Annotated in this window: 8 protein-coding genes; 1 reads left to right on the top strand and 7 read right to left on the bottom strand. The window is 67.0% G+C overall.

Annotated elements, in window-relative coordinates:
- The first annotated feature begins 115 nt into the window (after nucleotides 1–115).
- Nucleotides 116–1,564 carry a 2,5-dioxovalerate dehydrogenase gene (xacF, locus tag IEV64_RS14790; RefSeq protein WP_188424252.1) on the top strand — a complete coding sequence of 483 codons (1,449 nt, stop codon included), beginning with the start codon at nucleotides 116–118 and terminating at the stop codon, nucleotides 1,562–1,564.
- A gap of 311 nt (nucleotides 1,565–1,875) precedes the next feature.
- Here the strand turns inward: xacF and xacR are convergent, their stop codons facing one another.
- The 7 genes from xacR to IEV64_RS14755 all read right to left on the bottom strand — a co-directional run bounded on the left by xacR (nucleotide 1,876) and on the right by IEV64_RS14755 (nucleotide 11,706).
- Nucleotides 1,876–2,631, bottom strand: coding sequence for an HTH-type transcriptional regulator XacR (gene xacR, locus IEV64_RS14785; RefSeq protein WP_004968482.1), 756 nt, complete (start codon nucleotides 2,629–2,631; stop codon nucleotides 1,876–1,878).
- Between the two features lie 530 nt (nucleotides 2,632–3,161).
- The gene (locus tag IEV64_RS14780; RefSeq protein ID WP_188424251.1) at nucleotides 3,162–5,000 is read right to left on the bottom strand and encodes an IucA/IucC family protein; all 1,839 of its coding nucleotides are present in this window, start codon (nucleotides 4,998–5,000) and stop codon (nucleotides 3,162–3,164) included.
- An 8-nt stretch (nucleotides 5,001–5,008) separates the two neighbouring features.
- The gene (locus IEV64_RS14775) at nucleotides 5,009–6,382 is read right to left on the bottom strand and encodes a lysine N(6)-hydroxylase/L-ornithine N(5)-oxygenase family protein (protein WP_188424250.1); all 1,374 of its coding nucleotides are present in this window, start codon (nucleotides 6,380–6,382) and stop codon (nucleotides 5,009–5,011) included.
- On the bottom strand, nucleotides 6,379–7,020 hold the full coding sequence (locus tag IEV64_RS14770; RefSeq protein WP_188424249.1) for a GNAT family N-acetyltransferase: 642 nt from the start codon (nucleotides 7,018–7,020) through the stop codon (nucleotides 6,379–6,381). The genes IEV64_RS14775 and IEV64_RS14770 overlap by 4 nt, the downstream gene beginning before the upstream one ends.
- Complete coding sequence (locus tag IEV64_RS14765; RefSeq protein ID WP_188424248.1) at nucleotides 7,017–8,798, bottom strand: IucA/IucC family protein; 1,782 nt, start codon at nucleotides 8,796–8,798, stop codon at nucleotides 7,017–7,019. Before IEV64_RS14765 ends, IEV64_RS14770 begins: the two co-directional genes overlap by 4 nt.
- Nucleotides 8,795–10,330, bottom strand: a complete 1,536-nt coding sequence (locus tag IEV64_RS14760; RefSeq protein ID WP_188424247.1) for a pyridoxal phosphate-dependent decarboxylase family protein — start codon at nucleotides 10,328–10,330, stop codon at nucleotides 8,795–8,797. Before IEV64_RS14760 ends, IEV64_RS14765 begins: the two co-directional genes overlap by 4 nt.
- Entirely contained in the window at nucleotides 10,327–11,706 is a 1,380-nt protein-coding gene (locus IEV64_RS14755) for a diaminobutyrate--2-oxoglutarate transaminase (RefSeq protein ID WP_188424246.1), read from the bottom strand. The genes IEV64_RS14760 and IEV64_RS14755 overlap by 4 nt, the downstream gene beginning before the upstream one ends.
- Between the last annotated feature and the right edge of the window lie 383 nt (nucleotides 11,707–12,089).

Below are 12,089 nucleotides of genomic sequence, written 5' to 3'. Positions count from 1 at the left end.
GTTGGTAGTTCGTCGCTCACCCCGATGCACGCTCCCGAACTCCCCCGTCGACGACAGCCAACAAATAGTGACAGCTTCGGAAGAATTGTATGTCGGAAGACGAAACATGCACTCGATGACGGACCCCAGTAAAAACTACGTCAACGGTGAGTGGGTGACCTCGGAGACCGGCGAGACGGCCGAGGTGACGAACCCCGCGAACCCGAGCGAAGTGGTCGCGACATATCAGAACTCCAACGAGAACGACGCCGCCGCGGCCGTCGACGCCGCCGTCGCGGCCGAAGACGAGTGGCGAAACACGCCCGGTCCCGAGCGCGGACGCATCCTCCGCGAAGCGGGGACGCTCCTCGCCCAGCGCAAGGACGAACTGACCGACATCCTCATCGCCGAGGAGGGGAAGGCGCGCCCCGAGGCGGCGGGCGAGGTACAGCGCGCAATCGACATCTTCCACTACTTCTCGACGAAGGCCGCCGACCTCGGCGGCGCGAGGAAGGGTGCGAGCGGGCCGAACACGAACCTCTACACGCGGCAGGAGCCGGTGGGCGTCGCGGCGCTCATCACGCCGTGGAACTACCCCATCGCCATCCCGGCGTGGAAGCTCGCTCCGGCGCTCGCCGCCGGCAACACCGTCGTCCTCAAGCCCGCCTCCATCGCGCCCGGCGTCGTCGTCGAAATCGCCCGCGCGCTCGACGAGGCCGGCCTCCCGGACGGCGTCCTCAACGTCGTCACCGGCCCCGGTAGCTCGGTCGGTAGCGAGTTCATCGCCAACGAGGGCACGGACCTCGTCTCCTTCACCGGGAGCAGTCAGGTCGGCGAGATGGTGTACGAGCAGGCCACAGACGCCGGCAAGCGCGTCCAGACCGAACTCGGCGGGAAGAACCCGACGCTCGTCGCCGACTCCGCGGACCCCGCTGAAGCCGCCGACATCGTCGCTAACGGCGGGTTCGGAACCACCGGCCAGTCGTGTACGGCCTGCTCCCGCGCCATCGTCCACGAGGACGTGTACGACGACTTCGTCGCCGAGCTCGTCGACCGCGCGAAGTCCCTCGACGTCGGTCCCGGCACCGACCACGAGATGGGCCCGCAGGTCAGCGAGTCCGAGCTCTCCTCGACGCTCGAATACATCGACATCGCCGAGGGCGAGGGCGCGACTCTCGTCGCGGGCGGCGGCGTCCCCGAGGGCGAGGAAGTCGAGACGGGTCACTTCGTGGAGCCGACGGTGTTCACCGACGTCGACCCCGACATGCGCATCGCACAGGAGGAGGTCTTCGGGCCGGTCATCGCCGTCATCGAAGTGAGCGACTTCGACGAGGGGCTTGCGGTCGCGAACGGCGTCGACTACGGCCTGTCGGCCAGCGTCGTCACCGACGACCACACCGAGGCGAACCGCTTCGTCGACGAGGTCGAAGCCGGCGTGGTGAAGGTCAACGACAAGACGACCGGCCTCGAACTCCACGTCCCCTTCGGCGGGTTCAAGCGTTCCTCGTCGGAGACGTGGCGCGAGCAGGGCGACGCCGGCCTCGACTTCTACACCATCGAGAAGACCGTCTACGACAACTACTGAGCCTCCCACCCGGTCGCCGACGGCGACCGTCTGCCATCGTCTCGTTCTTTTCTTTCCTCTCCTCATCTGTCTCCCGTCACCATCACCTATCCCCCGTCACCCGCGCTCTCACCCTGCCGACACTGTCGTCTCAGCTACCTCGCATATAATTCTCTATACCAGAACGACATTCCGTAGACGACTGCAATCAAGATTACACCCATAGCTGTGTAACTTACGGCCGTAGTCACATGACGAGAGCTATCTTAACACGGCCCCGCATCGAGAATTCGAGGGGCTCGCGCCCTGTTCCGAGATAGCGAACGAGAGGGTCAGTAGTTGATGTTCAGTTCGACGACGTTCGCCGCGCTCAGGACGCGCTCGGGGAGCGCTCCGTGGAGGTCTTCGTCACTGACTCGGCTGGCGGGCGCGGAGACGCTGATGGCCCCGAGCACCTCACCGGACGACGATTTGATGGGTGCGGCGATACAGCGCAGGCCTTCGAGACGCTCGCCGTCGTCGATGGCGTAGCCGCGCTCGCGGACCGCTTCGAGCACCTCGAACAGCTCCTGCCGCGTGCCGATGCTCTTCGGCGTCTTCTGTTCGAGCCCGTGGCGCTCGATTATCTCGTCGACCCGAGACTCCGGGAGGTTCGCGAGAATCGCCTTCCCGAGCGCCGTCGTGTGCAGGTTCGTCCGCAGACCCGCGTAGGTGTCGAGGTCCACGGCGTCGTCGCCTTTCGCCCGCATCAGGTAGACGCCCATCCCCTGTTCTTCGACGAGGAGGTTGGCGAGTTCGCCCGTGTCGGCGGCGAGCGACTTGACCTCGGGTTCGGCGATTTGATACACCTCCATCGACTTCCGACTGTGGCCGCCGACTTCGAGGAACTTCAAGCCGACCCGGTAGTCGTCGCCGTCCTTGAGGACGTACCCGTGTTTCTGGAGCGTCGTCAGGTGGTTGTGCACCGCGCTCTTTCCCATCTGGAGGTCGCTGGCTAACTCCGTGACCCCACAGGGTCCTTTCTCCATCAGTTCCTCGACGAGCGCCAGCGTCTTTTCCGTGGTCCGGACCGGATGTTTGGCGTCCATGATTATTCGTTATCAAGTATCTGAATAAGTGTTCTGGTCGGGAGAACGGTGGGCCGTGAACGTGGAACGTCGTTTCCGCGGGACTCCCCCGTCTGTCAAGCGACTGTTCTGCTTTCCGGCTGCTGTTCTGCTATCGAGCAATACTATGTGCGGTGGTCCTTCGGTTTTCCCTATCTTACGTACTCGTCGTCCGTTCTCTACCTCTCGCCCGAAACGACGTTGTGTTCGGTTTCTCTAACTTGGGATTTTTTGTTAACGCTTCCGAGGCGTCCAGAAACTCGTCAATTTCGCTCGTCTCTGTGGCCGCTGTTTTCGTCTCGACGACCGGTCGTGACTGGCGGACGCCGACGCCCCGTCTTCTTCGGATAGTTGTTCGATGTGTACAATATGGATCCCGTTTCCTCGCGGCTCAGTCCCACGGTTCGCACTCGTCGTGTCTCACGGCGTGGGACGAACGGGGAGGTCCACAGCGGCCGGCGTCGGTGACGAACCGCCGGCGGAGCCCACGGTCCGGCCTCCCGTCTCTCGGTTCAGTCGTCCGCCGTCCCCACCTGACTCGCGTCGTCAGCTCTGTCGCCCGCGACTTCGGCGAGGGCGTTCGACACCGTTCCGTGTTCGGCGGCGTGCGGACGACCGGGGGAGTCGTCGTAGCCGTAGTCGAAGATGCGGTTCCGGTTGAGACTGAGCTTCGTGAACTCCGGTCGGAGCATGTCGAACAGGTCGAACCGCGCTTGGAGTTCGGGGAACTGCGCCTGATAGTCGAGCACCGCGCGTCGTGCATGCGCCCAGAACTCCCGTTCGGAGTAGTCTTCGTGTTCTTCGAGCACGTCGGCGACGTACCGGAGGACGCAGACGAACAGCCCGGAGAAGATGAACTGACAGAGGCCTTCAGGCGGTTCCTTTCGGAGCACGTCGTGCACCTCGTCGGGAAGCGCCTCCAACTCCGGGAGCGACTGGTCGCTCACGTTCACGTCGTCCGCGAAGTCCTTGACCGCGAGTCGGGTGGGAACGCCGTCTTCGACGACGAGGATGGTGTTCTGGCCGTGCGGGGAGAACACGGTTCCGTAGCGGTAGAGGAAGTGCAACAGCGGCGGCAAGACGGTGTCGAAGAACTCGGCCAGCCACTCGTCGAGCGCGAGTCCCGACTGTTCGACCAGCCGCGAGACGAAGGGTTCGCCCGCGCCGTCGACGTGCATCAGCGACGAGAGCGTAATCGCTCGCTCGTCGTCTTCGAGGAACGTGTAGATGGACTCCCGCCAGACCGCGCCAAGCAGTTCGTGGTACTGGTACGGCGAGCCGTCGATGTCGGTGAAGTCCGCGTGGTCGTAGTTGAGGCCCGCAATCTCGCCGGGGAGAATCAACCCCTGTTCCTGCAGGAAGTCGTCCCGCTCGTAGATGCCTTTGATGTAGTCGGTGACCGTCGGCGCGAGTTCGGTCCGCTCGCCGGGAAGCCCCCGCCAGACCAGCGTGTTGAGAATCCGCATCGGAACCTTCACGTGGTGTTTCTCCGCGTCGTCGACGTTGACGAAGGTCCGGACCGACTGTTGCGGGAGGTACTCGTCCGGCCCCTCGCCGAGCGGGACGATGTCGCCGGCCGCGATGTGGTCGGGAAACAGCGGGACGACGCTGTGTTCCCACTGCCAGTCGTGGACCGGCATGAAGAAGTAGGCGTCCGGGTCGTATCCCTTCGCGTCGAGGCGACTTCGGAAGCGTTCGTAGTAGTCGCCGAGTTCGCCGCGGACGACCGAGTCGTGGTCGACCTCCCCGGTCCCGACGAACGTCGCGTGTTCCTTGCGGACGGCCGCCCACGAGAGCGTCACCGGCTCTTTGCGCTCCGGTGCGTACTGCTTGTAATCGTCGTACCCCCAGCCGAGCCGTCCCTTGTTGTACGTAATCCACGGGTGGCCCTCCATCTCGCCTTCGAGACGGGCGTAATCGAGCGCCGTCGGGTCGAACCCCTCCCGGCCCCGCTTTCGCGACTCGATGTGGGCGTCCGCGAGTAGCGTTCGCTTGTACTCGCGGACGAGGTTCCCCTCGGTGAGCCCGTCGAGGTCGGTCGTCTCGCCGAGGTCGCGCAGTAGTCGAAGAGGGTCGCCGAGCGGCTTCCACGCCCCGTCGGTTCGGCGTTCGACCGTATCTCCGTAGACGTGAAGGCTGTCCATCAGTCGGTCGGCGGCCTCGAACCGGTAGCTCGTCTCGCCGAGGTCGAACCGGTAGCCGTGGCGGTCGTCGCCGGCGTCTATCTTCCGCGGCTCGACGATTTCCTCGTAGGCGAACTCTTCGAGCATCTTCGTCAGGAGGCGGCGTTCGACCGTCTCCCAGACGTCTGCGTCCAGTGCGTCCCGTAGCGTGGTGTCGTTCGGATTCATGGGTATCGTCAGTCGTTCTGCGTCGGCGTGAGTCGCGTTTCGCTTCCGCCCGCGCGGGTCGCGTTCGGTGCGCGTTCGAGGAACTGCGCCACCGAGAAGTCCTGAAAGACCGTGTCGCCGTCGTCGGGGTAGACCTCGCGCCCGACGAGTCGGTTGACGAACTTCGCGTTCCGGTAGCACCCGAGGCCGAGGTCCGGAACCCCGACGCCGTGGGTGTGGACCTCGGCGTTCTGGAGAAACACGTCTCCCGGCACGCCGACCGCGAGTCGGTGGTCCTCGGTCACTTCGAACCGACCCTTCTCGTCCCACTCGATGGCGTCTTCCATCGGTTCGAGGAACTCGGGAATCGGCCGCTCGTAGCCCGTGCCGAGAATCACGACCTCGCTCTCGTGGACGAACGACTCCTCGGCCTGCCACTGGTGACAGTCGAGGGCGTACGCGTCGCCGGCGGCCGCGATGTCTCGGACCTCCGTCATCGCGAAGAGGCCGACGTCCGGGTCGTTGCCACCGATGGAGCGCCGGTAGAGCAGGTCGTATATCTCGGCGCTCGTCTCCGGGTCGATGCCCTTGTACAGCAGGTCCTGATTCGGGATGAGGTCGTCTTTCACCGCCTGCGGGAGGTCGTAGACGTACCGCTCGTACTCGGGCGTGAAGTGCTGGAGGCCGAGCTTCGAGTACTCCATGGGGAAAAAGCCGTCCGAGCGAGTCAGCCAATCCAGCCGGTAGCCGTGGTCGGACTGGCGGTCCAAGAGGTCTTGGAACACCTCGGCGGCGCTCTGTCCGGACCCGACGACGGTGACTGTGTCCGCGTCCACGACGCGCTCGCGGTTGTGCCGATACCGCGCCGTGTGGAACACGTCTTCGGTCGGGTGTCCGCGGAGGTGTTCGGGGACGTGCGGCCGAGAGCCGATTCCGAGCGCGAGGTTCTCGGCGCGGCACTCGGAGCGCTCGCCGGTCTCCGGGTTCCGCGCGGTGACCGCGTAGCACTCCTCGCGTTCGTCCCAGCGAACGTCGGTGACCTCGCGGCTGAACCGGCAGGCGTCGAGTCGGCCGACCACCCATCGGAGGTAGTCGTTGTACTCCCGCCGGGGAATCTGGAACGTCTCGTAGAAGTAGAACTCGTAGATGCGGCCCGTCTCCCGCAGGTAGTTGAGGTAGCTGTGGGGGTTCGTCGGGTCGGCGAGCGTCACGAGGTCCGCGAGGAACGGGACCTCCAGCGTCGTCCCCTCGATGAGCATCCCCTCGTGCCACGCGAACTCGGCGTCCCGTTCGAGGAACGCCGCGTCCACGTCCTCGGGCGCGCCGTCGAGCAGGGCGGCCAGTCCGAGGTTGAACGGGCCGAGACCGATTCCGACCACGTCGCGGACGTGCGACTCGCTCATCGGCTCACCTCCGCCTCCGCGTTCTCGGCCACCGTGTCGAAGAATCTGTCGCGCTCGCAGTGCATCAACACGGCCTCCTTGTCGGGGAGATCGATACGTTTCTGCGCCTCGTAGCCGCACCGCTCGAAAACGTGGATGACCCGCTCGTTTCGCACGTCCGGTTCGCTGACGACGCGGGTCGCGTCGGTCGCGCGGAACTGAAACGCCGTCATCGCCCGCAAGAGCGGTATCGAGTAGCCGTGCCCGAGATACTCCGGCGGCCCGATGAGCAGGTGGACGCCCCGGTCTTCGGGGGCGGCGTCGTAGCACTCGGCGACGACGTCGTCGGCCGCGCGGTACGCCTCCCAGTAGCTCATCGGCGTGTGGTCGAGCAGGCCGACGTACGGCGTGAGATGGTCGTCGGACAGTTTCTCGTCGAGCCGTTCTCGAAACGCCGGTTCCGGGAGGTCGAGTTGCCAGTACGGCTTCACGTGGTCGGAGCCGAGCCACGCGTGAAGCCGGTCGAAGTCCAGCGCCGGGTCGACTTCCGCGAAGGCGATGGTCCGGTCGATGGGCTCGTCGCGGACGCGGTAGGCGTACTCGCGGCCCGCGTCGTCGGTCGCCGAGTCCGCCGCGGCGCTTGCCGACGCGTCGGTCACGACGCGGGCACCTCCAGTTCCGTGACGAGCGGGTTGTCGATGTCGGCGTACACCGACTGGTTCGCCAGCGACCCCTCCAGTTCGTCCATGTCGTGGAACCGCGTGAGCAGGTTCGCCTTGCAGGGAATCGTCGCTTTCGTGAGGAGGTCGTCGAGAAGCGACGACGACGGCCGGTCGTACCGTCGGAGCGATTCGAGCTCCTCGCGGAGGACGCCCAAGAGGCGTCGCTCGTCGACCAGTCCGGCCGTGCCGAAGGCGTTGACGAGGCCGAGGGCGTTGTTGATGACGACGTAGTACCGGATGCGTTCGTCGGCGACGGCGTCCGGGCAGACGGTGTCGGCGCGCTCGCCGATGCCCGGCAGGAGCGCGTCCACCTCGTCGTACATCGACTCGGGGAGGTAGTAGCCCTGATTGTCGCGGTAGCGGAACGTCTCGGGATAGCCGCCGTCGAGCGTCAGCACGCTGTTTTGCTGGTGGGCTTCGACGCCCAGTCCGCGTTCGAGATAGAGCCACAGCACCGGCCGAACCGACAGTTCGAGGTACTGGCGGAACCAGTCTTCAGCCACCGCATCGGTCGGTCTGCCCTCGTGCTCGGCGATTCCCTCGACGAGCGTCGCCAGCCGCGACGACCCGTCGCCGAGGTGGTCCTGACAGAGGCCGACCACGGGCGTCGCGTTCGTCGCCGCGTTCCCGCGGAAGGGGTTCTCGCGGAGGACGGTCTCGAAGCCGGATTCGCCGTTTCCGAGGTCGACCGTCAGGTACGCCGGGTCGCGGACGACGTCGAACGCCGGGAACCGCTCTTCGAGGTCGTCGCCGAGTTCGGTGTCCAGCAGTTCGGTGACGGCGACGCCGCGCTCCAGTTCGGGGCGTTTGTTCGTCCGCTCGGAGTTGGTGATTTTGACGTTCAGCGACGCCTTGACCATGAACGGCGAGTCGGGGGCGTACAGGGTCCGCACCGACGAGGTCGGGTAGAACTCCCGGCCGACTCGGCCGACGTATTCGAGGCCGTCGCCGAGGTGCGCCTGCACTTCGGGTTGCGCGCGGAGGTAGTCGGCCTGCCACGGGTGGACGGGAACCAGCACCTCGTCGGCGTCGACGCGTTCGGCGACGAACGACTCGGGGACCGACTCGTCCGCCCGGAGCGCCGACGCGACCCACTCGGCCGCCGAGTCGTCGCGCGCGGAGTCCTGCGAGACGAGTTCGGGGTCGGCGCTGAAGTACGCAAGCGGGAACGACCCGCGGAGTTCGGGCGCGTAGCTCCGCGACTCGTGGGCCGGGATGCCCTGTCTGCTCTTGGGCGTCGGGTGGAGCGGGTGGCCGAAGACGAGCGACTGCTCGGCGTCGCGGAAGGTGGTGTCGAAGCCGTACAGTCGCTCCTCGTCGCCGCGGCGGGCCTCGACGAACCGCTCGATGTTCCGACAGCTCTTGACGACTCGCAAGAGGAGTTCGTCGGGCGCGCCGGTGTCGTCGCGGTCGAGTCTGAGTTCGGTCGTGACGAGCGTCACGAGCGTCGTGTACTCCAGCGGGAGCGTCTCGCCGTGGGGAAGCCGGTAGACGCCGGGGAGGTCGAACAGGTGGCGGTCCGTCGGCGACCGGTACGAAAGCGGGACGTAGAGGTCCACGCCCTGCCGGGAAAGCGGCGCGTGGACGACTTCGTCGGCGTCCGTCTCGACCGGCGCGTCCCCGGCTGGGACGACGGCGTAGTCGCCGGTCTCCCGGAGGTAGCAGTTCAGGAAGCTGTGTATCGTCGCTGACTCGGCTGTGTCGTTCGGATTCATGCGTGTCGGTCGTCGGTCGTCGGTTCGAGTGCGGTGCCGCGGGTCGAAACCTCGCGCAGGAGCGCTCGGAGGTCCTCGCGCGTCGTTCGGGGGTTCAGGAGCGTCAGCTTCAGGCACGTCTCGCCGTCGACGATGGTCCGGGCCACCACGGCCTCGCCGTCGTCGAGGAGGGAGTCGCGGATAGCTTCGTTCACCTCGTCGGCGCCGCGTCTGTCGGGGTCACCGTTCCGTCCGTCGCCGGGGACGTACCGGAAGACGACGACGTTCAGCTCGGAGTCGTGGACGAGCCGGAGGTCGGGGTCGGCCTCGACGAGCCTCGCGGCGTCGTCGGCGAGGTCGATGGTGTATTCGACCATCGACGCCAGCCCCTCGCGGCCGAGCGCCTGCATCGTGACGAAGGGCTTGAGCGCGTCGAACCGCCGGGTCGTCTGGACCGACTTCGAGACGAGATTCGGCACGCCGGCGTCGTCGTCGCGCTCCGGGTTCAGGTAGGCCGCGTTGCGGTCGATGAGGTCGTACGCCGACTCGTCGCGGACGAGGACCGCGCCACAGCTAATCGGCTGGTAGAACAGCTTGTGGAAGTCGACCGCGACTGAGTCCGCGGCCTCGATACCGGCGAGTTTGTCGGCGTGGTCATCGCTCAGGGCGAGGGCGCCGCCCCACGCCGCGTCGACGTGGTACCAGCAGTCGAGGTCGGCCGCGCGCTCGGCTAGCGGGCCTAACGGGTCGATGCTCCCGAAGTCGGTCGTCCCGGCGGTCGCGACGATTGCGAACGGGCGTTTCCCGCGCTCGCGGAGGTCCGCCACCGCCTCGTCGAACGCCGCCATCGACAACCGGCGGTCGTCGTCGGTCGGGACGGTGACGACGGCGTTCTCGCCGAGTCCGAGGTGCGAGGCGGCCTGCGTGGCGGTGAAGTGGGCGTCGGCCGAACAGAGGATTCGCAGGTCCCGCGCTTCCGGCGGGAGGCCCGCCTGTTGGACATCGACGCCGTACTCCTCAAGGACGACCCTGTTGCGCGCGAGGAGCAGGCCGACGAAGTTCGACTGCGTGCCGCCGCTCGTGAACACGCCGTCGCCGTCCTCGTAGCCGAACAGGTCGCACAGTTCCCCGACGAACCGCCGTTCGAGTTGCGTCGCGGCGGGGCTCTGGTCCCACGAGTCCATCGACTGGTTCGTCGCCGTCAGGAGCACCTCGGCCGCGAGCGCCGGAATCGTCGGCGGGCACTGGAGGTGCGCGACGCAGGCCGGGTCCGAGACGCCGACGGAGTTTCGCAGAACCGGCTCGGTGCGGTCGAGCGCCGCGGCCACGCCGTCGCCCTCGTGGGGCAACATCTCGAACCGGGCGAGCGCGTCGTCGAGCTCCTCGGGTGTCGCCCCCGAGTACGGCGTCGCCTCGTCGGCGAACTCGTCGAGGACGAGGTCGCACGCCCGGCCAATCGCGTCTCGGTAGCGCGCTCGGTCGTCGTCGCCGCCGCTCAGGAACCACTTCGCGGCGTCCGGCCGCGGGTCGCGCCGCTCGCCGACGCCGTTCATGCGGCGACCTCCCGGCGGCCGTCGGCGTCGACCGCCTCGATTGCGGCCTCGACGGCGTCCGCGAAGATGCTCCCGATGGCGTCCACGTCGTTCGGGGTGACGACGAGCGGCGGGAGGAAGCGGACGACGCTCCCGTGGCGGCCGCCGAGTTCGACGATGAGTCCGCGGTCGAAACACGCCGCGCGGACGGCGTCGGCGAGGTCCGGATGCGCCGGGAAGCGCCCGCAGGTGTCGGGCGCTCCCGCGGGGTCGACGAGTTCCACGCCGAGCATCAGTCCGCGACCGCGAACGTCGCCGACGGCGTCGTGGGCGCGTTTCGTCGCGTCGAGGTGGCCGCGGAGTCGGTCGCCCATGCGCGCGGCGTGGTCGTCGAGGTCGTGTTCGAGCACGTGTTCGATGGTGGCGATGCCGGCGGCCATCGCGAGTTGGTTCCCCCGGAAGGTCCCGGCGTGCGCGCCCGGTTCCCAGACGTCGAGCGACTCGTCGTAGACGACGACCGAAAGCGGGAGCGCCCCGCCGATGGCCTTCGAGAGCGTGACCGCGTCGGGGACGATGTCGGCGTGTTCGAAGGCGTACAGCTCGCCGGTTCGGCCGAGGCCGGTCTGAATCTCGTCGACGACGAGCGGGATGTCGCGCTCGCGGGTCACCCGCCGCATCTCTCGGGTCCAGTCGTCGGGCGCGGGAATCGCGCCGCCCTCGCCCTGCACGAGTTCGACCACCATCCCGGCGGGGTCAGTGATGCCGCTTTCGGGGTCGTCGAGGGTGCGTTCGACGTACCGGGCGGCGAGTTCGTGACACTCCTCGCCGCCGACGCCGAACGGACACCGATACTCGTACGGATACGGCAGGTGGTGTACGTCGGGCATCAGTCCCGGCACGTCCTCCTTCGGGTCCGTGTCGCCCATCAGGCTCAGCGCGCCGTTGGTCATGCCGTGGTAGCCGCCCTGAAACCCGAGGACGCTCCGGTTGCCCGTCGCGGTCTTGACGAGTTTGAGCGCGGCCTCGACGGCGTCGGTCCCGGCGGGGCTACAGAACTGCACCCGCGCGTTGTCGGCGAACTCGTCGGGGAGGCTGTCGAACAGCGTGTCGACGAACCGCTCCTTGACGGGGGTCGTGATATCGAGGGTGTGGAGCGGCCGGTCCTCCGCGAGGACGCGCTCCATCGCCTCGACCACTCTCGGGTGGTTGTGGCCGAGCGCGAGCGTGCCGGCCCCCGCGAGACAGTCGTAGTACTCCTCGCCGTCCATGTCGGTGACGGTGACGCCCGAGGCCTCCCGTATCGCGTGCGGGAGGTGTCGGGGGTAGGTCCGCGCGCTCGACTCGCGAGCGGCCTGCTGTTCGAGCAACGCCTCGTTGCCGGCCGTCGGGCCGGTCATCGCGCATTCCTCCGCCGGTTCGCCGTCGGTGTGTCGCTGTCGAGCATACGATTTTAGGTCTACCTAAAAACACAAAAGGTTTACTGCAATATATATTTTAGTGAAAATAACGGAACAGCGCGGCCGCTCTTCGGTCGCCGCGGCCCGTTCGCGGCGGTTGACTCACCGGCCGCCGGCCCGCTCGCCTCACGGACGCGGTCGGATGTTCGGACTCGCGTCGAGTCGTCCCGACGACTTAGCTCGCTTCCGCTCGGTGGGCCGTCGTCACGAGTGGAGCGTCACCCCCGGAACGCGGCGCGATGGCCGCGAGGGACCGTCCGAATCTCGGTTGGCTGCCATACTTTTAGGCTAGCCTAAAACACAATAAGGATTCTGGCGGACCG

Origin of the sequence: Haloferax sulfurifontis (genome assembly GCF_014635105.1) — an archaeon.
Lineage (GTDB): Archaea > Halobacteriota > Halobacteria > Halobacteriales > Haloferacaceae > Haloferax > Haloferax denitrificans.
This window is presented reverse-complemented; position numbering and strand designations above follow the sequence as displayed.

Bases quoted from the DNA above. Each gene is read 5' to 3' on its own strand.
- IEV64_RS14775 (WP_188424250.1), bottom strand. From the start codon at position 6,382: ATGAGCGAGTCGCACGTCCGCGACGTGGTCGGAATCGGTCTCGGCCCG.
- xacR (WP_004968482.1), bottom strand. From the start codon at position 2,631: ATGGACGCCAAACATCCGGTCCGGACCACGGAAAAGACGCTGGCGCTC.
- IEV64_RS14780 (WP_188424251.1), bottom strand. From the start codon at position 5,000: ATGAATCCGAACGACACCACGCTACGGGACGCACTGGACGCAGACGTC.
- IEV64_RS14755 (WP_188424246.1), bottom strand. From the start codon at position 11,706: ATGACCGGCCCGACGGCCGGCAACGAGGCGTTGCTCGAACAGCAGGCC.
- IEV64_RS14760 (WP_188424247.1), bottom strand. From the start codon at position 10,330: ATGAACGGCGTCGGCGAGCGGCGCGACCCGCGGCCGGACGCCGCGAAG.
- xacF (WP_188424252.1), top strand. From the start codon at position 116: ATGACGGACCCCAGTAAAAACTACGTCAACGGTGAGTGGGTGACCTCG.
- IEV64_RS14765 (WP_188424248.1), bottom strand. From the start codon at position 8,798: ATGAATCCGAACGACACAGCCGAGTCAGCGACGATACACAGCTTCCTG.